Raw genomic sequence first — 24,408 nt, 5'->3', positions numbered from 1 at the left:
GTCAACAGTTCGGAGCTCCCGATGTCCACGCCCAATGCCGAAGACGGGATGAGAGACTGGACCGACAAAGCCACCCGAGACCGCCTCGAAAAGGATGTAGCAGCCGTGAAAAGCGATATCGCCGCCCTCACCGACCAGATCACCGACGCGCTCAATACTTTCGCCAACTCCACCAGCAAGCAGGCTCGCCGCGGCTATCGCCAGGCGCGCGAGAACATGGACTCCGCGATGGACGACATGTCCGAGCGCGGCAGCGCGATGATGGAAGCTGCACATGACGCCTACGGCTCGATCGAGGAGACGCTGGAAGAGGCGATCACGCAGCGGCCGCTGGCGACCGTCGGGCTGGCGCTCGGCATCGGCTTCCTGATCGGCGTCGCCTGGCGTCGCTAAGGATGTCGACGCCCATTTACGGCGGCGGCACGCCGCCGCTGCCGGCTCGTGACCATTCGGCTGGCGGGGATTGAGGAGCAAGGTCATGTTTCAGCGCATCATCGACGGCATCAGCGCATCAACCGGCACGACGGTTCGGCTGACCTCCCTTGCCGCGGGCGCTGCCTTCGCGCTGCTCGTGACCACAGGCTTCCTCTGTGCCGCCGTCTTCATTTGGGTGCTGCAGAAATATGGCCCGGTGCAGGCTTGTCTTGCCGGCGCCGGCATCTTCTTTCTGTTGACCTTGGCCGCGGCAGGCTCCTATTGGAGCTACAAGCGCGAGGTGCAGAAGCGCGCCCAGATCGCGGCCGAGCGCGCCGCGAAATCGGCCGCGCAGAGCATGCTTGCAGACCCGATGCTCCTCGCCACCGGGCTCCAAATCGTTCGTGCCATCGGCGTCAAGCGGCTGCTGCCGATTCTGGCGATCGGGGGCGTCGCCCTTGGCATCCTGGCGAGCCGCGCCGGCGTGTCCGACGAGGTGTCGGCCGAACCTGCCGAGTAAAGGTCCGGCATTATAATTACTGCGCGCGCGTCTATCTGCATTTCATCGAGCAAGCGGCACATTTGACGCCGTTTGGCGCGGTTCTTCCCCGCTCACGCAAACGCTACTCGGACGAGCAGGCGGTTGCCGTTAAAAGCATCATCCTGATTCCCAAAGCTATTTTGCTCAATGAAACCGTCCGTCAAGGCGAACCTCGCCGCATTCCAGCATGATGCCAGGCTCTATCTGACGCTCGGCATCGCCAATTGGTCCATATTCGTCGACCATATTCCCAACAACGTCGTCAACCTGCTGACGCTGCGCAATTTCGGCTTCAGCGGCGCGGCGGACCTGTTCGTGTTCGTGGTAGGGTATGGGGTTGCCATCATCCATGGCAGGATGGCGCTGGAACGCGGCTACCTGGTCGCGGCGACGCGCATCTTTCGCCGGGTCTGGCGGCTCTATGCCGCCTATGTCGTGCTGTTCGTGATCTATATCGATGCCATCGCCTATGTCGCCAGGCAATCGATGGCGCCGGAGATCATCCACCAATACAACATCTCCGGAATTCTCGAGCACCCGCTGCGCATCCTTGTCCGCGGTCTCGTGCTCCAGGAAGAGCCGCTGAACCTCGACCTGCTGCAGCTGATGGTCCCGCTGATGGCGTTCTTTCCGTTGGTGCTGTGGGGTCTGCTGCGAGGACCGAACCTGACGCTGGCAGCATCGGTCGCGCTGTATCTCGCCGCACGCTGGTTCGGCTGGAATTTTCGGATCTATCCCGACGGAGAATGGACCTTCAATCCGCTGTGCTGGCAGATGCTGATGGTGCTGGGCGGCTGGTTCGCCGTGACGGGGGCGCCGGGGCGTGCGCTGCATGGCATGTCCTGGCTGCGGATCCTCGCCGGCGCCTACCTGGTCTTCGCGATGGCCGTCACCTTGATGCGCCATTCGCCGGCGCTGTCCGCTTACCTGCCCGATCTGCTCCTCAACAGCATCGCTCCGACCGACAAGGAAAACCTCGCTCCCTATCGGGTGGTCCACTTCCTCGCCCTCGCGTTCATTGCCACCCATCTCATTCCGGCGGATCACCCCGGCCTGAGATGGAAACCGCTGCAAGCGGTGATCGCATGTGGTGAGGAATGGCTCGCGGTATTCTGCGTCGCCGTGTTCCTATCCTTCGCTGGCCACCTCATCCTAATCACCGGGCCGAACCTGGTGGTGATGCAGGTGGCGGTGAGCATCACCGGCTTCGCGGCGATGACCGGGCTCGCCTACTACATCGCCTGGTCGAAACGGCAGGATCTGCCGGCAGCCCTGCGGCAGCGGGCCCGGAGCTGAGCGCTTCTCGCGACGAATCGTGCGATTCTGCTAGGCCGAATGGCGCCCCTGCGCTATGCCGGGACCCTGCGTGAGGAGACCGGGCGTGGCGATGGCGAAAGACGGGCGTGAAGAGGCGGAGAACGCGCCCCGGCGCGGCCGGCCAAGGTCGATCGAGACCACCAACGCCATCCTCGAAAGTGCCTATGCGCTGATGGCGGTCACCGGCCTTGCCGCCACCACCATCGATGCGATCGCACGGCACTCCAGCGTGTCCAAGATGACGATCTACAAATGGTGGCCGTCGCGGGAAGCGCTATTGATCGACGCCTTCCTCCTCCATGCGTCGCAGATGCTGCCGCTGCCGCCCGCGAGCGCCGGCACGCCCGCGGCGCGCGCGCGGCGCCACGCCGCTGCCTATGCCGAGGCGCTGCAGGGCGAGTTCGGCAAGGTCCAGCTCGCCGTCGTCTCCGAATGCATCTCCAAGACCGGGTCGGCCGAGCTGTTCTACGCCCGGTACCTGCAATTCCGCCGCGACGCGCTGGTGGACATGATCGCCGCCGGCCAGAAGGACGGCAGCATTCAGGCCGAGGGTCCCCCCGAGAATCTATACGACGCGATCTATGGCAGCCTGTTCTACCGCTATATCTTCGGCATCGCGCCGATCACACCCGGCTACGCGCGCAGCCTCGTCGATCTGGTGTTACGGCCGAAGGGCTAGCTTCGCACCGGCCTGACCGGCGCCGAGATTTTATCCGTGCGGTCGCGCTCGGTCATGTCGACCACCGTCTCCATCGGCGCGGTCAATTCATAGACGTAGGAGACGTCGGTGAAGAAGCGCTTGGCGGTCCCCCCCAGCGCCTCGGGCGCGACACGGTCGAGCAAGATCAGGCCGAAATCGGAATCGGGCCGGCGCGTCGCCTCGCTGGTGTTGAACTCCTCCCAGCGGAAATGGAAGACCTCATCGCCCTCCTCGCCGGTCACCGTCCAGTTGGCGGTGATGTGCGGATGCTTGCCGACCAGCGACAGGCCCTCGTCGGAATGCGAGGCGAGCTCGAAGAACAGCAGCGACAGGCTTTGTGCGGCACGCGCGCTGACCGCGATGTCGGGGCCGGTGACGGCGATGCGATCGGCATGCGGAATCGCGCGCGCCTCGAACAGACCCTTGAGCTTGACGCCCTGCCACTGGCTCTCGCTGAGCAGCGACACCACATTGGACATGGCGTGGATGCGCCCGATCAGGAGCTCGCGCGCGATGTCGATGTCCGAGCCGTGGCGCAAGGTGCGCGTCACGATCGACTGGATCACCGCCAGGATGTTCTTGACGCGGTGGTTGAGCTCGTCGATCACCGCGGTCAACCGCCGCTCGAATCCGATCCTGACCTGGATCTCCCGGCTGAGCCGCAGATTGTTGTAGGCGACGTAACCGAACAGGCCGCACACCATTGCGGTGATGGCAAAGCCGATCGCCGCCACGATGATGGCGGTCTGCTCGGCGCGGCGCACCGAATTGGTCTTCGCGTAATAGCCGAGCTGCCAATCGCGGCCACCGAAGCTCACCGTGCGCGTCGCCGACGGCGCCCCGTCCGCCGCCGCGATCCGCGTCGAGACCACGCCCTGATCATTGGCGATCAGCTCGCCGCCGTCCTTGCGCGGATCCCTGAGCGCCACCGCGAACAGCGACATGTCGTCATTGGCCAGCATCAGCGAGGCGAGCTCGTAGGAAAATGTGACGAAGCCGGCCGGCTCCGTCGCACCCTCGGGAACGACTGGCGCGGCCACGATGATGCCGATCGGACCGTTTCCGCGGATCAACGGCACCGGGTCGGAGGCAACCGACCTCTTTTGGGCGCGCGCCCGCGTGAGCATCGCGCTGCGAACCGGATCCTGATCGTAGCTGCGGCCGGGCAAGGCCGTGGTCTCGTTGCTGCGCGGCTCGAGATCCAACAGCACGTCGATCGGCTGGGTGACATCGGCAGGATTGATCGGCTTGTCGTCAAACGAGCGGATCTGCGGATTCGGGAAGCCGGCGCTGGCGATGGCGGCTTGCGCGTCCGCAAGCTCGTTCGGCTTCAGCCGGGCGATCCAGCCGGCCACCACAAAGTCGGTCTTGAAGGCGTAGATCGCCGAGCGCAGCGGCTCCAGCATGTTCGGCTTGATCACCGACGGCGCGCGGAACAGGCCCGAGGCGACACGCGCGAGCAGCTCCCGCTCGGTCAGGCGGTCCTGAACCAGGCTCGCATGCACGTCGATCGCACGCGCCAGCGCGATCCGGTCCAGCGCCAGCTCCTGGTCGTGGACGCGATAAGCCGCAAGCCCGGAGAGCAAGGCCCCGAGCAGAGCGATGAAGCCGATGATGAAACCCAGCCTGACCACGCGATTACTCAGGCGAAAGCAGGAAGTCGGCAATGAACACGGAGCACATGAACGCCGCTCGAACGGCCAGAGGCCGAAGCAGGGTAAATCCCAGTGGCGGAGATAATGAAGGAGGAGGCATCAGTACGCAACTTGGGTCGCCTGGAAAGCTTAATCCGTCCGGCCGATGGTCTGGCCGGGATGAATTCGCCCCGGGCGCCGGAGGTAGTTAATCGCCGTGTCCGAAATTTGTTCCGCGGTTGCGGCACGGCCCAGGCGTTAACGGCGAAAAACGCCTGCGCCAACTGGTCGCGTCCGGTCAGCCCGCCCGTTTCAGGCCGCCTTTGGCCTCAATGAAGCCGACGATTCGGTCGAGCCCCTCGCTCTTCTTGAGGTTGGTCATGACGAAGGGACGCTCGCCGCGCATGCGCCTGGCGTCCGTCTCCATCTTCTCCAGGGACGCCCCGACATGGGGCGCAAGGTCGGTCTTGTTGATGACCAGGAGGTCGGACCGGGTGATGCCCGGGCCGCCCTTGGACGGGATCTTGTCGCCGGCGGCGACGTCGATGACGTAGATGGTGAGGTCGGCCAGCTCCGGGGAAAAAGTGGCAGCGAGATTGTCGCCGCCGGATTCGATCAGCACGAGGTCAAGTCCGGGAAACTTGGCGCGCATGTCCGCGACCGCAGCGAGATTCATCGAGGCATCCTCGCGGATCGCCGTATGCGGACAGCCGCCGGTCTCGACGCCGGCGATGCGATCCGGCGTCAGCGATCCCGAACGCACCAGGAACTCCGCATCCCATTTGGTGTAGATGTCGTTGGTGATCGCCGCAATGTCATAGCGCTCGCGCATGGTCTTGCAGAGCAGGTCCATCAGCGCGGTCTTGCCCGATCCGACCGGACCGCCGACACCGACACGCAGGGGACCGTGAGATTTCGCCATGTGACTTGTTCTCTCCTGATGACTTGACGGCCGCACCGCTCACGACCGAAACAAGCGGGTATATTGCGTCTCGTGCTGCAAGCTGGCGAGATCGGCCCGGAACGTCGCGCTGCCGAGATCGTCCAAGGTCGCATTCAGCGCGCGATTGGCGGTGGCGGCGACGGCGGCTTCCAGCTTCACCAGCACACGCTGGCTATCGGTCTGGCCGAGCGGAATGAGCCGGCTAGCGGCGGAAATCCAGTTCGAGACCAGCGCATGCAGGAAGGCGTGCAGCGTCGGCGCCAACGGCACGGCGTGCATCGCGGCAACCACACCGACCGCGACCGGATAGACCAGCGGCGCGCTGCATGCCGCGACCGTGGCATCCAGTCCGTCGGCATCCCACGCGGCGCGCGAGATGTCGATGAAGGCGCGACCCTGCGAGGTCGTCTCCAGCTGCCGCTCGCGCGACGGCACGAAGGCGCTCGCGAGCTCGGCGATCTCGTTCAATGCGGCCGTCTCGCCCGATTCCGTGGCGCGATAGGCGTGGACCAGAAACGTGGCGTCACAGAAGCCGGAGCCGTCGCCGAGCATCGCATCGAGCCAATCCGCCAGCGTCGTCGTGTCGGTGACGTCGCCCGCCTCGACCGCCCATTCGATGCCGCTGGAGTAGGAGAAGCCTCCGACGGGAAATGCCGGCGAAAGCCAGGTCATCAGCCGGTACAACGCCGCCGCCTCGCCCTCGGCAAGATCACCGGCGCCGACCGGCTCATTTGTGGTCATGAGCATGCTTGTGGCCGTGGTGATGATCGGGATGATCGCAATGCTCGTCGTGGTGATGGTGGTGCTCGTGGCCATGGTCATGCGAGCCATGATCATGGTGGTGGCCATGGTCATGGTGATGATGGCCGTGATCGTGATGCGCATGGTCGTGTCCATGCGCGTGGCCGGCATCGGCGTAGGCGCCGCCTTCGGGATCGAACGGCGCCTCGATCTCGATCACACGCGCGCCAAGGCCCTTCACCATCGCCTCGATGACGTGATCGCGGCGGATGCGCAGGGCCTTGGCCATGATCTGGGTCGGCAGATGACGGTTGCCGAGATGCCAGCCGACGCGCACGAGGTGGTGCGGATCGCGGCCGCGGATTTCGAGCAGCGGCTCGGGCGCCGCGACCACCTCGATCAGCCTTCCGTCCTCCAGCACCAGCGCATCGCCGCCGCGCAGCGCGACGGCATGTTCCAGGTCGAGCAGGAATTCGAGACCACGCGTTCCGGTCATCGTCATGCGGCGGCGGTGCCGGTCGTCGAAATCGAGCACAACCGTGTCCACTGGTGCTTCCGTGAAGCGGTGCTGTCCCCTGACCTGCGTCGCCCGGATCATGCGTCTTACCTCTTTACCGTGTCTCGACCTTCTCGGGCGTGATGTATTCGATCTTCGGCGGCGCCGTGAAGCATTTCACCGCAACGCGGCCGAACGTCTTCATGTGCTCGGCAGCGCGATGCGGCCCCAGCGCCTCCATATTCTCCCACTGCTCGACGAACACCATCTTGGCGGGGTCCGTGACGCTCTCATGCAAATCGTAGGCGATATTGCCGGGCTCCTTCCGCGTCTCCTTGATGCAGGCGGTGGCGGCCGCGATGAATTCGGCGCGCGTCTCGGGCTTGATGGTCAGGGTGGCAACGACGTAGATCACGAGAAATCCTCCCGGCTTTTCTTCTGAGGGTTACGATACCGGGCGGGACATTAGACCAGGCGGGACCGAACGCAAAACCGCAAAAAGCCGTCCCCGGACACCGCCGGGGACATGCGTCGAGGCGCTATTTCAGTACATGAAATATCGCTGCGCCATCGGGAGGCACTTCGGCCGGCGCACAGGTGAGCAACTCGCCATCCGCGCGCACTTCATAGGTCTCCGGATCGACCTCGATATTGGGCGTCGCGTCGTTGTGGATCATGCTCTTCTTGGAGATCTTGCCGCGGGTGTTCTGGACTGCATAGAGCTTCTTCTCGATGCCGAGCTTGCGCGCGAGGCCACCGGTGATCGCGGCCTTGGAGGTGAACACCACCGAGGATGCCGTACGCGCCTTGCCGAACGCGCCGAACATCGGCTGGTAATGCACCGGCTGCGGCGTCGGGATCGAGGCGTTGGGATCGCCCATGGGCGCCGCGACGATCGTGCCGCCCTTGACGATGCAATCCGGCTTGACGCCGAAGAAGGCCGGCGACCACAGCACGAGGTCGGCAAGCTTGCCCTTCTCGACTGAGCCGATCAGCTTCGACACGCCGTGCGCGATCGCCGGATTGATCGTGTACTTGGCGATGTAGCGCTTGACGCGGAAATTGTCGTTGTCCTTGCCCTTGTCCTGCGGCAGCGAGCCGCGCTGCTTCTTCATCTTGTCCGCGGTTTGCCAGGTCCGGATGATGACCTCGCCGAGGCGGCCCATGGCCTGCGAGTCCGAGGACATCATCGAGAGCGCGCCGAGGTCGTGCAGGATGTCTTCGGCCGCGATCGTCTCCTTGCGGATGCGGCTCTCGGCGAACGCCAGATCTTCGGCGATGGAGGGATCGAGATGGTGGCACACCATCAGCATGTCCAGATGCTCGTCGATGGTGTTGCGGGTGAAGGGCCGCGTCGGGTTGGTCGACGACGGCAGCACGTTCTTCAGCCCGGCCACCTTGATGATATCAGGGGCATGGCCGCCGCCGGCGCCTTCGGTGTGGAAGGCGTGGATGGTGCGGCCCTTGAAGGCCTTGATCGTGTCCTCGACGAAGCCGGATTCGTTCAGCGTGTCGGTGTGGATCATCACCTGGATGTCGTGATCGTCGGCCACCGACAGGCAATTGTCGATCGCGGCCGGCGTGGTGCCCCAGTCCTCGTGCAGCTTCAGCGCACAGGCGCCGGCCCTGATCATCTCGACCAGCGCGGCGGGGCGCGACGCGTTGCCCTTGCCGGAAATGCCGAGATTGACCGGGAAGGCGTCGAACGACTGGATCATCCGCCCCATGTGCCACGGCCCCGGTGTGCAGGTGGTCGCGAAAGTGCCATGGGACGGTCCTGTGCCTCCGCCCAGCATCGAGGTGACACCTGACATCAGCGCGTGCTCGATCTGCTGCGGGCAGATGAAATGGATGTGGCTGTCGAAGCCGCCGGCGGTGAGGATCTTGCCCTCACCCGCGATCACGTCGGTGCCGGGACCGATGATGATGGTGACGCCCGGCTGGATATCGGGATTGCCGGCCTTGCCGATGCCAGCGATCATGCCGTCCTTGATGGCGACGTCGGCCTTCACGATGCCCCAATGGTCCACGATCAGCGCATTGGTGATGACCGTATCGGCGGCGCCCTGCTTGTTGGTGACCTGCGACTGCCCCATGCCGTCGCGGATCACCTTGCCGCCGCCGAACTTCACCTCCTCGCCATAGGTGGTGAAATCCTTCTCGACCTCGATGATGAGGTCGGTGTCGGCCAGCCGCACCTTGTCGCCGGTGGTCGGACCGAACATGTCGGCATAGACGGAACGCTTCATCTTGACGGACATCACAAGCCCCGTTTGCGATTGAATGTCTGGTTGGTCACAGCAAGGCCTTTGCTGCTTTCACGGCGTCATCGAATTTTTCGTCGAGCCACGCATTGCCGCCGCGGCACCCAGCCACGACCTTCGTGGCCCAGGCGATATAGTCGGCGAGATCTTCGCGCTCCCCAGCACTCGGATCGGTTTGAATGCGCGCGCCCGTATTGCTGATCTTGTCGGCGATCTTGATCAGCTTGGCGCCCGGCGACTTGTGGGGCGCGTCCTCGATCTGCTTCTGCCGCCGCTTCGCTTTCGGCAAGCTCATGTCGTCGGTGCACTCGGCAACGAGGGACGCGACCCGATCGGAAAATCTCTGCGCGAGTTCCTCGCGCGTGGTGTCGGTGTCCTCGATCGTGTCGTGCAGCCAGCCGGCCGCGACCAGTTCGGCATCGGCGCCGTCGGTCGCAGTCGCGAGCAGGTTCGCGACCTCGGCGAGATGATTGATATAGGGTTCGTTGCCGCGGCCCTTGCGCGCCATGCCGTTATGGCGCTGCGCGGCGAGCTCGGCAGCTTCCGAGACGAGGCGGATTGGTGAGAGCATGGAAATACCTCCGTTTCCGCCTCAACCATGCCGCGGCGTGCTCGTTCCTGCGGAGGTCACAGCTTCCCCATCACATCGCCGCGGAAGCCGTAGATCGTCTTCTTGCCGGCCATGGCGACGAGCTGGACGTCGCGGGTCTGGCCGGGTTCGAAGCGGACGGCGGTGCCGGCGGCGATGTCGAGGCGCATGCCGCGCGCCTTCTTGCGGTCGAACTTCAGCGCGGGGTTGGTCTCGAAGAAATGGTAGTGCGAGCCAACCTGGATCGGGCGGTCGCCGGTATTGGCGACCGTCAGCGTCACGGTCTTGCGGCCGGCGTTGAGCTCGATCTCGCCGTCCTGGATGAAGAGTTCGCCGGGGATCATGTGCTACCTCGTCTTGCTCCGCTGCGTCATGGCCGGGCTTGTCCCGGCCATCCACGTGTTGGCGTCTGGTTTGATAGTCGTGGATGCCCGGGACAAGCCCGGGCATGACGATGTTGATACAATCTCGCGCTTCAACGGATCGGCTCGTGCACGGTGACGAGCTTGGTGCCGTCAGGAAAAGTTGCCTCGACCTGGATGTCGTGGATCATCTCGGGAATGCCCGGCATCACCTGGTCGCGGGTCAGCACCTGCGCGCCTGACTGCATCAGCTCGGCGACGGTGCGGCCGTCGCGCGCGCCTTCCAGAATGAAATCGGAGATGATCGCGATCGCCTCGGGATGGTTGAGCTTGACGCCGCGGTCCAGCCGGCGGCGGGCCACGATCGCGGCCATCGAGATCAGAAGCTTGTCCTTTTCGCGGGGAGACAGATTCATGCGACATCTCTTCCGTTCAACACGTCAATTCAACCAGTCTAGTTCAGCCAGAGCCGCGGCAGGGCCGCACCGGTGCGCGCCAGCACCGTCATCATGTCGGCGCGCAAGCGCGCCGCATCTTGGGCACAGAACCGCGCCATTGCAAAGCCATTCCAGGCCGAGATTCCGACCTCGCCGGAGAACGATTCCGACGCCTCCCGGATACGCTCGACCAGAGCCTCGTCGCCGGGCACGATCAGGGCTGTGCCGATCGCCGAGCCACCTTTAGCGACCGCGGGCCGTGCAAGCTTGGCACCGATATCGCCGTCGAGCCGGACCGTCTCGGCGAACACCAGCCGCCCGCCGCGGCGTAGCCGCCAGCGGTCGACGAACTCGCCCTGCTGCATCCGCTCGCCCATGGCGGTGCGGCCGAACACGACGATCTCGCACAGCAGGAGCGAGGCCGCCTCGTCGAGATCGATATCGAAGCGGCGCTGGACGCGGGCACGGTCGAACAAAATCGTCTCCTGGGGCAGCCAGGCAAGATGCGCGCCCGCGCCGACCTTCAGGGCGATGTTGAGCTGCGCTGCCGCTCCGGGTGTGCGATAGACCTTTTCGGCGGCCGCTGTGGTCAGTGTCAGCCGCGCGCCATCCGCCGCCGCGATGTTGATATCAAAACTGTCCCCGCCGGCGACCCCACCGGCCGTGTTGACGAACACGCCGGACAGACCCTGATCTTCCGGCGAGGGAAAGCGGACGCGGAGCGAACCGGATTCATGCAAGGCGCCGCGACGCGTCACGCCGTCGCGCGCATGCACGTCGAAGCGCACCGCGCCACGGGCGCGGTTGGCCTCGAACAGCGTGGACGTGGCCGACAATTCGCTGCGCATCCGCCTCCCCCAGCCGGTCGCGGCAGAATGGCCTACAGCGCCATCTGGCGGCTGATCTCGGCCGGATCGAGATTGGAGCGGTCGCAGGTGAACTTCACCGCGCCGCGATCCATCACCGCGAAACTGTCGCCGAGTTCGCAGGCAAAGTCGAGATATTGTTCGACCAGCACGATGGCGATGTTGCCGAGATTGCGCAAATAGGAAATGGCGCGGCCGATGTCCTTGATGATCGAGGGTTGGATGCCTTCGGTGGGCTCGTCGAGCAAAAGCAGTTTTGGCCGCATCACCAGCGCGCGGCCGATCGCGAGCTGCTGCTGCTGGCCGCCGGAGAGGTCGCCGCCGCGCCGGCCGAGCATGGATTGCAGCACCGGAAACAGCGAGAACACGTCGTCCGGAATGTGCTTGTCCTCGCGCTTGAGCGGGCCGAAGCCGGTCTTGAGGTTCTCCTCGACTGTCAGCAGCGGGAAGATCTCGCGGCCCTGCGGTACGAAGCCGATGCCCTTGCGCGCCCGCTCGTACGGCCTGAGGCCGGTGATATCGCTGCCGTCGAACACGATTGCGCCCGAGGAGATCGGATATTGCCCGACCATCGCGCGCAGCAGCGAGGTCTTGCCGACGCCGTTGCGCCCGAGCACGCAGGTGACCTTGCCGGGCTTGGCCGAGATCGAGACGCCGCGCAGCGCCTGGGCAGCACCGTAAAACAGGTTGATGTCTTTCACTTCAAGCATCGGAAACACCTTTGCGGGCGAATAGCGAATGGCGAGTAGCGAATAGGAGAAGCGGCCAGTCCATTCGCCATTCCCTATTCGCCATTCGCTACCTTCCCAAATACACTTCGATGACCCTCTCGTTGGACGAGACCTGGTCGATGGTCCCTTCCGCGAGCACCGTGCCTTCGTGCAGGCAGGTGACTTTGACGCCGAGCTCGCGCACGAAGGTCATGTCGTGCTCGACCACCATGACGGTGTGGGTCTTGTTGATTTCCTTCAGCAGCTCGGCGGTGAGATGCGTCTCGACGTCGGTCATTCCCGCGACGGGCTCGTCGACCAGCAGCAGTTTCGGATCCTGCGCCAGCAGCATGCCGATCTCCAGCCATTGCTTCTGGCCGTGGCTGAGGCTGCCGGCGAGACGATTGCGAGCCTCGGTGAGGCGGATCGTCTCCAGCACCTTGTCGATACGCTCGGACTCCGCCTTGCTGCCGCGCCAGAACAGCGTGCCGCGGACCGAATGGTCGACATTGAGCGCCAGCAGGAGGTTGTCCTGCACGGTCTGGCTCTCGAACACGGTCGGCTTCTGGAATTTGCGGCCGATGCCGAGCTCGGCGATGCGGGTCTCGTCGAGCCGCGTCAGGTCGGTGACGCCGTCGAACAGCACGGTGCCTTCATCCGGCTTGGTCTTGCCGGTGATGATGTCCATCATCGTGGTCTTGCCGGCGCCGTTCGGGCCGATGATGGCGCGCATCTCGCCGGGCTCGAGCGTCAGCGATAGATTGTTGATGGCGTGGAAACCGTCGAAGGAGACGTGCACGCCGTCCAGATAGAGCATCGCGGAGGTCGCGCGGGTGTCCATGACGTTCATGACCGCTTACTCCGCCATCTTGGGTTCGGTGACGCCGTCTTCGGCCGCAGCGCTCACGGAGGTCGCGGGGGTGCGTTTTTCCTTCGACTGATCCCACCAGGCATTGAAGGTGCCGACGATGCCCTTGGGCAGCAGCAGCGTCACCAGGATGAACAATGCGCCCAGCATGAACAGCCAGTACGGCGCGAGCACGCCCGAGGTGAAGAACGTCTTGGCGTAGTTGACGACGACGGCGCCGAGCGCCGCGCCGACCAGCGTGCCGCGGCCGCCGACCGCGACCCAGATCACCGCCTCGATCGAATTGCCCGGTGCGAATTCGCTCGGATTGATGATGCCGACCTGCGGCACGTAGAGCGCGCCGGCGACGCCGGCCATGCAGGCCGACACCGTGAACACGAACAGCTTGTAGGATTCGACGCGGTAGCCAAGGAAGCGCGTGCGCGATTCCGCGTCGCGCACGGCAATCAAGACCATGCCGAGCTTGGAGGAGACGATGGCGCGGCAGATCAGGAAGCCGATGATCAGCGCCAGGCAGCTCAGCGCGAACAGCGCGGCGCGCGTCCCCTCCGCCTGCACGTTGAAGCCCAGGATATCCTTGAAGTCGGTCAGGCCGTTATTGCCGCCAAAACCAAAGTCGTTGCGGAAGAAGGCGAGCAGCAGCGCGTAGGTCATCGCCTGCGTGATGATCGACAGATAAACGCCGGTGACACGGGAGCGGAAGGCGAGCCAGCCGAAGCAGAAGGCGAGCAAGCCGGGCACGACCAGCACCATCAGCGCGGCGAACCAGAACATGTCGAAGCCGTACCAGTACCAGGGCAGCTTCTCCCAGTTCAGGAACACCATGAAATCCGGCAGGATCGGATTGCCGTAGACGCCGCGGGTGCCGATCTGCCGCATCAGGTACATGCCCATGGCGTAGCCGCCGAGCGCGAAGAAGGCGCCGTGGCCGAGCGAGAGGATGCCGCAATAGCCCCAGATCAGGTCGATCGACAGCGCCAGGATGGCGTAGCAGACATACTTGCCCCAGAGCGCGACGAGATAGGTCGGCACCTGCAGGAACGAGCCCGCGGGCAGCAGCAGGTTGGAGAGCGGGATGAGGATGCCGCAGGCGGCGACGATTGCGAGAAAGATCGCCGCGCTGCGGTCCAGCGATCGCGTCAGCATGTGAGGGGTCATGCTTCCACCGCACGGCCCTTGAGCGCGAACAGGCCGCGCGGCCGCTTTTGAATGAACAGGATGATGAGAACCAGGATCGCGATCTTGCCGAGCACGGCACCGGCGACCGGCTCCAGGAACTTGTTGGCGATGCCGAGCGTGAAGGCGCCGACCAGCGTGCCCCAGAGATTGCCGACCCCGCCGAACACCACGACCATGAAGCTGTCGATGATGTAGCTCTGGCCGAGATTGGGGCTGACATTGTCGATCTGCGACAGCGCCACGCCGGCGATGCCGGCAATGCCCGAACCGAGGCCGAAGGTCAGCGCGTCGACGCGCGAGGTGGCGATGCCCATGGAAGCCGCCATGCGGCGGTTCTGCGTCACCGCGCGCATTTCGAGGCCCAGCGCGGTGTAGCGCAGCATCGCGAGCAGGATCGCGAACACGGCGAGCGTGAAGAGAAGGATCCAGAGCCGGTTATAGGTGATGGTGATCTGGCCGAGCTCGAACGCGCCGCTCATCCAGGAGGGGTTGCCGACCTCGCGGTTGGTCGGGCCGAACATGGTGCGCACCGCCTGCTGCAGCACCAGCGAGAGGCCCCAGGTCGCGAGCAGCGTCTCGAGCGGGCGGCCGTAGAGGAAGCGGATGATGCTGCGCTCGATCAGCACCCCGATCGCGCCGGCGACGAGGAAGGCAAGCGGCACGGCGATCAAGAGCGAATAGTCGAACAGGCCGGGATAGCGGGTGCGGATCACCTCCTGCACCACGAAGGTGGTGTAGGCTCCGATCATCACCATCTCGCCGTGCGCCATGTTGATGACGCCCATCACGCCGAATGTGATGGCGAGCCCGATCGCGGCGAGCAGCAGCACCGAGCCGAGCGAGAGGCCGTACCAGGCATTCTGCACCATCGACCAGACCGCGAGCGAATTCTGGATCGAGCCGATCGCGCTCGCGGCGGCCTTGGTGACCGAGGCCGGCTGGTCGCCCATGCCGGTGAGCAGCGCCAGCGCATCCTGGTCGCCCCGCGCCTTGAGGGTCGCGACCGCTTCGAGCTTCTCGACCTCGGTGGCGTCGGACTTGAACAGTAGGATCGCGGCGCGGGCCTCAGCGAGCGCCACCTTGACGGATTTGTTGGCTTCCTTGGCAAGCGCGGCATCGACCGCCTCGAGCGCGGTCTCCTCGTGCGACTTGAAGACGGACTGCGCGGCCTGCAGGCGCGTGCCGACGTCCGGAGACTGCAGCGTCAGGCTGCCGAGCGCGGCATCGACGCTGCGGCGCAGGCGGTTGTTGAGGCGAACCGCGCTCGCACTGTCGGGAACGCTGGCAACGGCCTCGCCGGTCGCAGCGTCGATCGACTTGCCGTCTCCATCAGTGACGTACACCTTCTTGCTGTCGGGATCGGCCATGAGGCGACCGTCCTGAAGCGCATTGATGATCGGAAAAGCCAGCTTGCTGCCGCTGCCCGCGATCACACCGATCGCCTCTTCCGTGTCGGAAAAATCATCGTTGGCGAATTTGGCGACCGCATCCTCGAAAGGACCGGCGAAGGCCGGCAGCGCGAACGCAATCAGAAACAACGAGAGTGCAAGCGAACAGAGACGAGCAGACAAATGGGCTGGCACTGTGAATGACCCCGGCAGAAATGAGTGGAGAAGGCGGCGGGATCGCCGCCCTCTCCGGTCTTGCAATGGAGCGTCAGATCGGGATCAGGAGCCCGAGCCGAGGCACTTGTTGGACTTGGTGTTGAAGTTGCCGCACTTCTTGCCGACCCAGTCGCCGATCAGGTCCTTGGAGCCGTCGAGCTCCTTCGACCAGGCGTCGCCGGGGACGAGGCTCGGGGTCTTCCAGACCACGTCGAACTGGCCGTTGCCCTTGATCTCGCCGATGAACACCGGCTTGGTGATATGGTGGTTCGGGAGCATCTTGGAGGTGCCGCCGGTCAGGTTCTTGGCTTCGATGCCCGGGAGAGCGTCGATGACCTTGTCGGGATCGGTCGACTTCACCTTCTCGACCGCCTTGACCCACATGTCGAAGCCGATCACGTGCGCTTCCATCGGATCGTTGGTCACGCGCTTCGGATTCTTGGTGTAGGCCTGCCACGCCTTGATGAACTTCTCGTTCTCCGGCGACTTGATCGACTGGAAGTAGTTCCAGGCGGCGAGGTGGCCGACCAGCGGCTTGGTGTCGATGCCGGCGAGCTCTTCCTCACCCACCGAGAACGCCACCACCGGGATGTCCTTGGCCTTGATGCCCTGGTTGCCGAGCTCCTTGTAGAAGGGAACGTTGGCGTCGCCGTTGATGGTCGAGACCACCGCGGTCTTCTTGCCGGCCGAGCCGAACTTCTTGATGTCTGCCACGATCGTCTGCCAGTCGGAATGACCGAACGGCGTGTAGTTGATCATGATGTCTTCCTGGGCGACGCCCTTGGACTTCAGATAGGCCTCGAGGATCTTGTTGGTGGTGCGCGGATAGACGTAGTCGGTGCCCGCGAGCACCCAGCGCTTCACCTTCTCGTCCTTCATGAGGTAGTCGACGGCAGGGATCGCCTGCTGGTTCGGCGCAGCCCCCGTGTAGAACACGTTACGCTCGCTCTCCTCACCCTCGTATTGCACGGGGTAGAACAGGATGCTGTTGAGCTCCTTGAACACCGGGAGCACCGACTTACGCGACACCGAGGTCCAGCAGCCGAACACGACCGAGACCTTGTTCTTGGTGATCAGCTCGCGCGCCTTTTCGGCGAACAGCGGCCAGTTCGATGCGGGATCGACGACGACGGCTTCCAGCTTCTTGCCGAGCACGCCGCCCTTCTTGTTCTGTTCGTCGATCAGGAAGAGGATGGTGTCTTTCAGCGTGGTTTCGCTGATTGCCATGGTGCCGGACAGGGAGTGGAGTACACCCACCTTGATGGTGTCGTCGGCGGCCTTTGCGCCAGTCAATGAAGCCAGACCGAGCATCAGTCCGGCGGTCGCAGCGAGCACGCCGCGGCGGCTAAATGACGCCGCTATATCGTGAGTGGATTTGTTAAACATGAGTGCCTCATCTCCCTGACGCAGACGTGAAAAACGCTGCGAAACGGCCCCACGGCCGCCTGCGGTTAATGGAATCGCAAGAACCATGCCATGGGCTGGGCACCCATCAACTGATTGAATTTGCAAAGCTAATTGGCAGAAATCGAAGTTTCTCCGCAGTCTTGCAGCCTAAATCATAGGCAACATAAATGTATGCGAAAGCGGCAGTCAGACTACTTTCTAAGCAAATCGCCAATGTTGGCTAAATTTCTGGCAGCAGTATTTTTGCACCGCACCCGCTGTTTCGGAGGCAAGTGCCTTGAAAGCGCCCCCTCGATGTTCCATATGAGCGTCCGAGACCTCTTGCGAATCAAGGGGTCGTAGCGAGCCGCGTGTTCTTAAGCCCTCTACGGGCCTCTGGCTTGCCCCATATCATCCAAGCCATCCGACACCCCAAACACGCAGGTGTCTTCTCGACACCCTTTTGCGCGCGCCGCGCTGATGCGCCGGGCGTTCGCTTTTGACATGGAAAGAACCCCTCTTTTGACTTCGTTTCAGGACTTCGGCCTCGCCGAACCCATCGCGCGCGCTCTTCGTGAAGAGAATTACGTCACCCCAACCCCGATCCAGGCCCAAACCATCCCGCTGGCACTGACCGGCCGCGACGTCGTCGGCATTGCCCAGACCGGTACAGGCAAGACCGCGTCCTTCGCGCTGCCGATCCTGCATCGTCTGCTTGAGAACCGCATCAAGCCGCAGCCCAAGACCGCCCGCGTGCTGGTGCTGTCGCCGACCCGCGAGCTGTCCGGCCAGATCCTTGACAGCTTCAACGCCTACGGCCGCCACATCCGCCTGTCCTCGACGCTCGCGATCGGCGGCGTGCCGATGGGCCGCCAGGTCCGTGCGCTGATGCAGGGCGTCGACGTGCTGGTCGCCACCCCCGGCCGCCTGCTCGACCTCGTGCAGAGCAACGGCTTGAAGCTTTCAAACGTCGAGTTCCTCGTGCTCGACGAAGCCGATCGCATGCTCGACATGGGCTTCATCAACGACATCCGCAAAATCGTCGCCAAGCTGCCGATCAAGCGGCAGACGCTGTTCTTCTCGGCCACCATGCCGAAGGACATCGCCGAACTCGCCGATTCCATGTTGCGCGACCCCGCCCGTGTCGCGGTAACCCCGGTGTCCTCGACCGCCGAGCGGATCAACCAGCGCATCCTGCAGGTCGACTTCGCGGCCAAGCCCGCCTTCCTGACCAAGCTGCTGCAGGACGAGGCGATCAACCGCGCGCTGGTCTTCACCCGCACCAAGCACGGCGCCGACAAGGTGGTGAAGACGCTGGCCAAGGCCGGCATCGCCGCCAACGCCATCCACGGCAACAAGTCGCAGAATCATCGCGAGCGCACGCTCGCCCAGTTCCGCTCGGGCGAGATCCGCACCCTGGTCGCCACCGACATCGCCGCCCGCGGCATCGACGTCGACGGCATCAGCCACGTCATCAATTTCGACCTGCCGAACGTGCCGGAGACCTACGTCCACCGCATCGGCCGCACCGCGCGCGCCGGAGCCGACGGCACCGCAATCTCGCTGGTCGCGGGCGGCGAGGAGCTCGGCTATCTGCGCGACATCGAGCGGCTGATTCGCGTCGCCCTGCCGCGGGAGGACCACCGCACCGACGCCGGCCGCCGCGATCCCGGTCCCGGCCCGTCGCAGCAACGACAGGGCCGGCCGGGCGGTCGTCCGGGCCAGCGCCCGCAAGGCGCACGGCACGGTGACGGACGTCGCGCCGACGAACGGCATGCCGACGGGCGCCACCATAGTGCGGGCAAGCAAGGCGACGGCAGGCACGGTGAGGGACGCCACGCCGAGGCAAGGCATGCCGACGGACGGCCCGGCAGTGGCCCGAATGCCTCCAAGGGTTCTCGCCGCCGCCGCTCCGGTGGTAAGATGCATTCAGCGCCTGTCGACCGTCCGGAACAGCGTTCCGCGCATAGCGCCGGGACCCCTGATGGGATACAAGGCGTTGCCTTTTTGCGCCGCCAGAGTCGGCCAAACAGCCAACCGAACCGCAAACCCTATTCGCACTAGCCGTCCACGACCTGGAGATATCAATGGCTAAGGAAGAGCTGATCCAGTTCGAAGGACTGGTCACCGAAATCCTCCCCGATGCCCGCTACCGCGTGCAGCTCGACGCCGGACACGAGATCGTTGCCTATACCGCCGGCAAGATGAAGAAGAACCGCATCAAGACGCTCGCGGGCGACCGTGTGACGGTGGAGATGTCGCCCTATGACCTCGAGAAGGGCCGGCTGATTTTCCGCCACAAGGACGAACGTCCCAGCACGCCGGGCGGACCGCCCCGTCCCGGACAGCGCGGCGGCCAATTCCGCCGCCGCTAGTCGGCTGCGGCGCGGGTTCGAATTCCGATCTGTAGATTGATCCGCCGTTGACATCACGGCGGATCAAAAAATCGTGCGTGTCCGGATTGTTTCGAACCGTTGCTTCCGATAAAATGAATTAATCGATTTTCGGCCGGACGACATTGGCATCCACCGGTACAGCCGGTTCAGACACGCTGACGACCCTTCCAGAAATTCGATCTAACCCTGCCCGCGCGAGCGGGCTCCGACATAGTGTTATCTGAGAGGGACTACCCCCGTGAGCATGGGAACCGTGAAGTGGTTTAACGCAACCAAGGGCTATGGCTTCATTCAGCCCGACGATGGCGGCCAGGACGTGTTCGTTCACATCAGCGCCGTGGAACGCGCCGGCCTCGGCTCGCTCCGCGAGGGCCAGAAGATCTCCTATGAGATCGTGGCCGACCGCCGTTCCGGCAAGTCGGCGGCGGACAACCTGCGCGCTGCGAGCTGAGCCCGCCGGGCGCCGGCCCGATCAGCGAGCCAAAGCAAAAAGGCCGTGCGAGACGCACGGCCTTTTTTTCATGTCACCGACGGCTGACGAATCTCAACACGTCGATGGCACGTTGTTGTAGGGCACGCAGGTGACCTGACGCGGCCGCGTGTAGGAGAGATCGCTCAGGGTTACGCTCGACTTCAACACGTAGCCGATAGTCGGCGTGTAAGTGTAGTTGGCTTCGCTCAGGATGAGATAGCTCGACGGAATCAAGAGTGCCGGGGGAATCATCGTCGTGACCGTGTCGCCGGCGTTCCGAGCCGAGGTCGCAAGCGTGGCTTGCGTCGCGCCGCTCGCAATCGTGCCGGCCCTGCTCCACTGGACCTTGGCGATGCTGTTGGCGTCGATGTAGATCTGGGAGATCGTGCCCTTCACGAGCGCAGCGTCGTAAGGCATGACGACGGAGATGCTTGCCGTGAACGTATCCTTCATGCCGGCATCGTTGAGCGTCGTCGACTGCGAGGTCAAATCGGATAATGTCCGCGCGATCAACGTGATTTTGCGGTCGATCGCCACGGCGGACGAAAATTCGACGGTGCCGAAGAACATCACCAGCATCAGCGGGACGATGATCGCGAATTCGGTCGCCGCCAGCGCGCGCTTGTCGGCGACGAAGCCGCGCACGGAGCCGCGTGCATTCCTCCAGATGTTCGCAATCGCCCGCATCGGTCCGCCCAGATCCATCTGCCTCAGAAGGGTTCGTTCTTGAAAGCCACCGTCGCCACCATCAGCCGCTTGTTGCTGCATCCCGCGTTGTAGCCGAGGCCCGTGACGATGAGCGGCCATTGATAGAACAGGCGCACCACGACGACCTGGCCGGAGGTTCCGGCACTGTACTGCATCCCGGAGGGATTGAAGGTGCAGGAATTGCCGAAATTGGTGAGGCTGAGCGTCCCGAACGAGCTGGTGCTGACGACGTCGACGTACAGCTTGCTGCAATCGAACAGCGCCGGAATCTTGCTGCAGACGAAGGTCTTGAACGTCGTCTGATCGCATGCAGCGACGGTGTTGGGCGCGGACTGGCAGGCCGCCACCGAGCCGCCCTGTGCCTGAGCCTGGCCGGTTAGAATCGCACGCGCGGAGTCCTGCGCGATGGTCTCGAGCACCTGGCTGGAGAAGAACATGAGAGCCGTCTCGAGGATCGCGAACAGCAGCGCGAAGAACATCGGTGCGACCAGCGCAAATTCGACGGCTGCGGAGCCGCGGCGGTTGCCGCGAAACCGGAGCAGCGCTTTCCGGAGCGTGAACCTCGTAGGTGCAGGCGATGGCATCTCGTCAAATTCCCCAGCGACCGGCGATCATCTGCCCGTTCAATAGCGGAAACTGATTGTCTAAGTGTTTCAGACGATCCGCTTCCGGCGGTCCGCGCCGTTAACACCGTGTTAACCAGGCGCGCCCGCAAGCGGGAGGAAGCACGGCATGCAACGAGGTGCCGCCCTCGAATAGAGCGGCTTGGCAGGATCGAGGCCCGCCGGTCGGCTAGTTTGGCTTGGCAGCCGCGCCGGCACCCGCACCTCCGCTGGCGCTGCTGCTCAGCGTACCGGCCTGGCTCATCGCGTTGTTGAAATAGGTGTCGCTGTCGCCGAGCGTCACGCGGCGCTGGCAAAGCGGCACGCAGCTGTAGGACTCCCGCTCGACCCCGCGATAGACGGTGACGAGCCGGTCGCTCGGACCTTCGACCTGGATCTGGCGGTCCACCAGAATCTCGCCGCCGCGGTCGAGCGCGATGAAGTTGGTGGCCCCGTAGCCCTTTCCGGTCACGACGATCATGCCGCCGGGCTGGAGCGTGACGTCGGCGATCAGGGGATTGCCGACCACGATGGTCGCCACCTTGCCGGGCAGCCGCACCAGCTTGGCCTGGTCGACATTGACGGCGATGGTATCGGCGGCAGGCTCGGCGAGGCCGGCGGCCGGCGAGGCCAGCACCGCAGCGGCAACCAGTACACAGACGCGCACATGACGGCGCAGCATTTCTTTACGCATACTCTTACCCCCGGGACGTCACAGACCGGCAGAAGCGACCGAATACAGCGGAGCCGGTGCCCGACCCGGCTAACCTGCCTTTAATTCGTGAACGTTCCGCAAACTCGCCGAGTATTGTTTGAACGGACGGACATTTGCGGGCTCGCCCCTAAAGCGCGATGAGTTTTGGATGAATCGTCATCGCGATTTAGGTTGTTGTTTACGCATGATCTTTCCGGAAAACCGCTTCGCACTTTTCCGGATCATGCTTTAGTGCCGGAACGGATAGGCGAGCTGGCCCCCGATCTCCTTGGGCATGGCCGCTTCGTCCTTGCCGTAATCCTGCGGCAGCCTGCCCTCCGGCATGCGGAAGGTGCCGAACAGCACGTCCCAGATCGGGAACGTTCCGGCGAAATTGGTGTCGCCGCCCTCTTCGAGCGAGGTGTGGTGCCAGCGATGGAAGACCGGCGTCGCCAGGACGTATTTGAACGGTCCGAAAGTCCAGTTCAGGTTGGCGTGCACGAAGGCCGAGTGGAAGGTGGTGAAGGGGCCGACCCAGACCATGACGTTCGGGGAGATGCCTGCCATCAGCAGCACGACGTCGACGCTGATCGTCCCGAGCAAGAGATTGACCGGATGGAAGCGCGCCGCGGAGATCCAGCCGATCTCCTCCGACGAATGATGGATGGCGTGATATTTCCAGAAGCCGCCGTCGTGGAAAAGCCGGTGCAGCCAGTACAGCATGAAATCGGACAGCACCAGGAACAGCAGGGCCTGCAGCCACAGCGGCAGCTGCGCCAGCGGACCGTGGCCATTGTCGTAAAAGGCGATGAGCTCGTCGGCGTCGTGGATGTTGAAGACGACGCTGGCGCCGACGACCAGCAGCCCGATCCGCATGGTGCGGGCGAACACCGGAACGAAGAACCAGTAGCAGATGTCGGTGACGATCTCCCGCTTGCGCCACCACGGCGCGCCGGGATTGCAGGCCCAGAAATGCTCCAGCACGGTGAAGACCGCCGCGAGCACCAAGGTGACCGGGATCACCTTGACGATGGTCTCGCCGAGCATCAAGGCAACTTGCATGGGCAGGCTCGACATCGTCGCCTCTCTCCGCGAATTCCGCTGTAGCTTAAGGCCTACTCCGCGAAATTTAAGGGAGGGTGAAGCGCGCGTCGCGTTGTCGGCGCATCCGGAACAGAAGCGAATTTGCAGGTGCCGTCTTAAGGTGAAATTCACTCTGGGCAAAAGCATCGCGCCGGACGTGGGATTACCCGATCGAATTAACTCTCCCGAAAGAGCTCGGCTCTCATGGTCGTCGCGTCAACGACAGCGCCGAACGAGGCGGTCCCCACCCAGACGGAGTTTTGTTCATGAAGAACTTGATTGCGCGTTTCGCGAAGGATGAATCCGGCGCCACCGCCATCGAATACGGCCTGATCGCCGCCGGCATCGCGCTGGCCATCATCACCGTCGTCAACAATCTCGGCACCACGCTGAACGCCAAGTTCAGCTCGATCAGCACCTCGCTGAAGTAAGCGGGTCCACGAACGACGGCAAAAGCCCCGGACCTCCGGGGCGTTTGTTTTTCTGAAGACGGCGAGTTCCAGTGGCGTTGCACGAGTTCAGAACCGATGCCGCAGTCGCGGCGCACGAGGCGGAAGCGGCGCAGGCCGGCTCGCCGGTCTATTGGATCTGCCTTGCGCTGCTGGTTGCGACGGTCGCGCTCGCCGCACGTATTGCCAGCTTCTGGTGAAAGCGCGTTCGTCGGCCGAGGCCCGGGCGCGCCCGTGCCGCCGTTGTCGGTTTGTTTAGCATCGCGCGCTAGCATCGCCCGAAGCAGCTCCCGCGACAAACCCAGGCCTCAAGACGCAGCCCATGATTCTCGACCTTGCGCGCCTTCTGCTCTTCCCGGCCCTGATGGCGTTCGCCGCCGCGAGCGATCTCTTCACGATGACGATCTCGAACCGCGTATCGCTGGCGCTGGTGGCGGGCTTCTTCGCGCTCGCCCTCGCCGGGGGCATGGCACCTTACGAGATGCTGAGTCATGTCGGCGCCGGTGCGCTCGTTCTGGTCGTGGCCTTCACCTGCTTCGCCATGGGCTGGGTGGGCGGCGGCGACGCCAAGGTCGCGGCCTCCGTCGCGCTCTGGTTCGGCTTCCCCCATCTGATGAACTTCCTGCTCTACGCCTCGCTGTTCGGCGGCGCGCTGACGCTGCTCCTGCTGCAGTTCCGGCAGTGGCCGCTGCCTTACGGGCTGGCAGGACAGGCCTGGCTCGCACGGCTGCACGCCAAGGAGACCGGCATTCCCTACGGCATCGCGCTCGCGCTGAGCGCGCTGATGGTCTACCCGGAGACCGAATGGGTGAAGGCGATCGACCTCGCTCGCCTCGCGCTGCGCTGAACGCTCCGGGTAAACCCGGCGTTAAGGCGATTTAGATACGCCTCATTAACCATGCTTTGACGAATAGCTGGTCAACTGCCGATCACGGCGGCGGCAGCGTCGCGGC

Annotated in this window: 28 protein-coding genes and 1 pseudogene; 10 read left to right on the top strand and 19 right to left on the bottom strand. The window is 64.0% G+C overall.

Features of this window, described 5'->3' with window-relative positions; genetic code table 11:
- Window positions 1-21 precede the first annotated feature (21 nt).
- From ABIA40_RS35675 to ABIA40_RS35660, 4 genes are all read left to right on the top strand, one after another.
- Window positions 22-393: a YqjD family protein gene (locus ABIA40_RS35675; RefSeq protein ID WP_404545897.1), complete on the top strand. Its 372-nt coding sequence runs from the start codon at window positions 22-24 to the stop codon at window positions 391-393.
- 85 nt (window positions 394-478) lie between these two features.
- Complete coding sequence (locus tag ABIA40_RS35670; protein ID WP_057028148.1) at window positions 479-934, top strand: hypothetical protein; 456 nt, start codon at window positions 479-481, stop codon at window positions 932-934.
- A gap of 168 nt (window positions 935-1,102) precedes the next feature.
- Window positions 1,103-2,251: an OpgC domain-containing protein gene (locus ABIA40_RS35665; protein WP_404545895.1), complete on the top strand. Its 1,149-nt coding sequence runs from the start codon at window positions 1,103-1,105 to the stop codon at window positions 2,249-2,251.
- A 91-nt stretch (window positions 2,252-2,342) separates the two neighbouring features.
- Complete coding sequence (locus ABIA40_RS35660; protein WP_404546443.1) at window positions 2,343-2,951, top strand: TetR/AcrR family transcriptional regulator; 609 nt, start codon at window positions 2,343-2,345, stop codon at window positions 2,949-2,951.
- Here ABIA40_RS35660 and ABIA40_RS35655 read toward each other — a convergent pair.
- The 15 genes and pseudogenes from ABIA40_RS35655 to urtA form a co-directional block, all read right to left on the bottom strand.
- Window positions 2,948-4,606, bottom strand: a complete 1,659-nt coding sequence (locus tag ABIA40_RS35655; protein ID WP_225126407.1) for an HWE histidine kinase domain-containing protein — start codon at window positions 4,604-4,606, stop codon at window positions 2,948-2,950. The genes ABIA40_RS35660 and ABIA40_RS35655 overlap by 4 nt on opposite strands.
- 298 nt (window positions 4,607-4,904) lie before the next feature.
- Window positions 4,905-5,528 carry an urease accessory protein UreG gene (ureG, locus tag ABIA40_RS35650; RefSeq protein ID WP_025033975.1) on the bottom strand — a complete coding sequence of 208 codons (624 nt, stop codon included), beginning with the start codon at window positions 5,526-5,528 and terminating at the stop codon, window positions 4,905-4,907.
- 39 nt (window positions 5,529-5,567) lie between these two features.
- Window positions 5,568-6,296, bottom strand: coding sequence for an urease accessory protein UreF (locus ABIA40_RS35645; RefSeq protein ID WP_404546441.1), 729 nt, complete (start codon window positions 6,294-6,296; stop codon window positions 5,568-5,570).
- Complete coding sequence (locus ABIA40_RS35640; RefSeq protein WP_271542846.1) at window positions 6,277-6,888, bottom strand: urease accessory protein UreE; 612 nt, start codon at window positions 6,886-6,888, stop codon at window positions 6,277-6,279. Before ABIA40_RS35640 ends, ABIA40_RS35645 begins: the two co-directional genes overlap by 20 nt.
- Before the next feature lie 13 nt (window positions 6,889-6,901).
- On the bottom strand, window positions 6,902-7,201 hold the full coding sequence (locus ABIA40_RS35635; RefSeq protein ID WP_035998129.1) for a putative quinol monooxygenase: 300 nt from the start codon (window positions 7,199-7,201) through the stop codon (window positions 6,902-6,904).
- A gap of 129 nt (window positions 7,202-7,330) precedes the next feature.
- Window positions 7,331-9,047, bottom strand: a pseudogene (gene ureC, locus ABIA40_RS35630) (urease subunit alpha).
- Between the two features lie 34 nt (window positions 9,048-9,081).
- Window positions 9,082-9,621 (bottom strand): HD domain-containing protein, encoded by a 540-nt coding sequence (locus ABIA40_RS35625; protein WP_157283712.1) that lies wholly within the window; start codon window positions 9,619-9,621, stop codon window positions 9,082-9,084.
- A gap of 56 nt (window positions 9,622-9,677) precedes the next feature.
- Window positions 9,678-9,983 (bottom strand): urease subunit beta, encoded by a 306-nt coding sequence (locus ABIA40_RS35620; protein WP_026202067.1) that lies wholly within the window; start codon window positions 9,981-9,983, stop codon window positions 9,678-9,680.
- Between the two features lie 131 nt (window positions 9,984-10,114).
- A complete protein-coding gene (locus tag ABIA40_RS35615; RefSeq protein ID WP_007605424.1) occupies window positions 10,115-10,417 on the bottom strand; it encodes an urease subunit gamma in 303 nt (100 codons plus the stop codon).
- 38 nt (window positions 10,418-10,455) lie between these two features.
- Window positions 10,456-11,286, bottom strand: a complete 831-nt coding sequence (locus ABIA40_RS35610; RefSeq protein ID WP_271542844.1) for an urease accessory protein UreD — start codon at window positions 11,284-11,286, stop codon at window positions 10,456-10,458.
- 32 nt (window positions 11,287-11,318) lie between these two features.
- Window positions 11,319-12,014, bottom strand: coding sequence for an urea ABC transporter ATP-binding subunit UrtE (gene urtE / locus ABIA40_RS35605; RefSeq protein ID WP_271542843.1), 696 nt, complete (start codon window positions 12,012-12,014; stop codon window positions 11,319-11,321).
- Between the two features lie 88 nt (window positions 12,015-12,102).
- Window positions 12,103-12,864: an urea ABC transporter ATP-binding protein UrtD gene (urtD, locus tag ABIA40_RS35600; RefSeq protein ID WP_018646608.1), complete on the bottom strand. Its 762-nt coding sequence runs from the start codon at window positions 12,862-12,864 to the stop codon at window positions 12,103-12,105.
- A gap of 6 nt (window positions 12,865-12,870) precedes the next feature.
- Window positions 12,871-14,040 carry an urea ABC transporter permease subunit UrtC gene (gene urtC, locus ABIA40_RS35595; RefSeq protein ID WP_404545892.1) on the bottom strand — a complete coding sequence of 390 codons (1,170 nt, stop codon included), beginning with the start codon at window positions 14,038-14,040 and terminating at the stop codon, window positions 12,871-12,873.
- Window positions 14,037-15,644: an urea ABC transporter permease subunit UrtB gene (gene urtB / locus ABIA40_RS35590; protein WP_271542841.1), complete on the bottom strand. Its 1,608-nt coding sequence runs from the start codon at window positions 15,642-15,644 to the stop codon at window positions 14,037-14,039. Before urtB ends, urtC begins: the two co-directional genes overlap by 4 nt.
- Before the next feature lie 84 nt (window positions 15,645-15,728).
- Entirely contained in the window at window positions 15,729-17,051 is a 1,323-nt protein-coding gene (gene urtA / locus ABIA40_RS35585) for an urea ABC transporter substrate-binding protein (RefSeq protein WP_035998103.1), read from the bottom strand.
- A 480-nt stretch (window positions 17,052-17,531) separates the two neighbouring features.
- Here urtA and ABIA40_RS35580 point away from each other — a divergent pair, with 480 nt between their 5' ends.
- The 3 genes from ABIA40_RS35580 to ABIA40_RS35570 all read left to right on the top strand — a co-directional run bounded on the left by ABIA40_RS35580 (window position 17,532) and on the right by ABIA40_RS35570 (window position 19,898).
- Window positions 17,532-19,115 carry a DEAD/DEAH box helicase gene (locus tag ABIA40_RS35580; RefSeq protein ID WP_271542840.1) on the top strand — a complete coding sequence of 528 codons (1,584 nt, stop codon included), beginning with the start codon at window positions 17,532-17,534 and terminating at the stop codon, window positions 19,113-19,115.
- Between the two features lie 23 nt (window positions 19,116-19,138).
- Window positions 19,139-19,426 (top strand): translation initiation factor IF-1, encoded by a 288-nt coding sequence (gene infA, locus ABIA40_RS35575; protein ID WP_035998101.1) that lies wholly within the window; start codon window positions 19,139-19,141, stop codon window positions 19,424-19,426.
- A gap of 259 nt (window positions 19,427-19,685) precedes the next feature.
- A complete protein-coding gene (locus ABIA40_RS35570) occupies window positions 19,686-19,898 on the top strand; it encodes a cold-shock protein (RefSeq protein WP_027573722.1) in 213 nt (70 codons plus the stop codon).
- Window positions 19,899-19,991: 93 nt separating this feature from the next.
- Here the strand turns inward: ABIA40_RS35570 and ABIA40_RS35565 are convergent, their stop codons facing one another.
- The 4 genes from ABIA40_RS35565 to ABIA40_RS35550 form a co-directional block, all read right to left on the bottom strand.
- The gene (locus ABIA40_RS35565; RefSeq protein WP_036036873.1) at window positions 19,992-20,606 is read right to left on the bottom strand and encodes a TadE/TadG family type IV pilus assembly protein; all 615 of its coding nucleotides are present in this window, start codon (window positions 20,604-20,606) and stop codon (window positions 19,992-19,994) included.
- A gap of 23 nt (window positions 20,607-20,629) precedes the next feature.
- Window positions 20,630-21,211: a TadE/TadG family type IV pilus assembly protein gene (locus tag ABIA40_RS35560; RefSeq protein ID WP_035998094.1), complete on the bottom strand. Its 582-nt coding sequence runs from the start codon at window positions 21,209-21,211 to the stop codon at window positions 20,630-20,632.
- 208 nt (window positions 21,212-21,419) lie between these two features.
- Window positions 21,420-21,923 (bottom strand): pilus assembly protein N-terminal domain-containing protein, encoded by a 504-nt coding sequence (locus ABIA40_RS35555; protein ID WP_036036842.1) that lies wholly within the window; start codon window positions 21,921-21,923, stop codon window positions 21,420-21,422.
- 249 nt (window positions 21,924-22,172) lie between these two features.
- Window positions 22,173-23,000, bottom strand: a complete 828-nt coding sequence (locus ABIA40_RS35550; RefSeq protein WP_271542839.1) for a sterol desaturase family protein — start codon at window positions 22,998-23,000, stop codon at window positions 22,173-22,175.
- A 272-nt stretch (window positions 23,001-23,272) separates the two neighbouring features.
- Between ABIA40_RS35550 and ABIA40_RS35545 the strand changes: the two genes are divergently transcribed.
- The 3 genes from ABIA40_RS35545 to ABIA40_RS35535 all read left to right on the top strand — a co-directional run bounded on the left by ABIA40_RS35545 (window position 23,273) and on the right by ABIA40_RS35535 (window position 24,302).
- Window positions 23,273-23,437, top strand: a complete 165-nt coding sequence (locus tag ABIA40_RS35545; RefSeq protein ID WP_025033956.1) for a Flp family type IVb pilin — start codon at window positions 23,273-23,275, stop codon at window positions 23,435-23,437.
- Between the two features lie 77 nt (window positions 23,438-23,514).
- Window positions 23,515-23,655 (top strand): hypothetical protein, encoded by a 141-nt coding sequence (locus tag ABIA40_RS35540; protein ID WP_193760509.1) that lies wholly within the window; start codon window positions 23,515-23,517, stop codon window positions 23,653-23,655.
- A gap of 122 nt (window positions 23,656-23,777) precedes the next feature.
- Complete coding sequence (locus ABIA40_RS35535; protein WP_271542838.1) at window positions 23,778-24,302, top strand: prepilin peptidase; 525 nt, start codon at window positions 23,778-23,780, stop codon at window positions 24,300-24,302.
- Window positions 24,303-24,408: the final 106 nt, after the last annotated feature.

The sequence above is a fragment of the Bradyrhizobium sp. USDA 223 genome, from assembly GCF_044909005.1.
Taxonomy (GTDB): domain Bacteria; phylum Pseudomonadota; class Alphaproteobacteria; order Rhizobiales; family Xanthobacteraceae; genus Bradyrhizobium; species Bradyrhizobium yuanmingense.
Note: the sequence above shows the minus strand (reverse complement) of the source record. Positions and strands in the feature narration are given on the sequence as shown.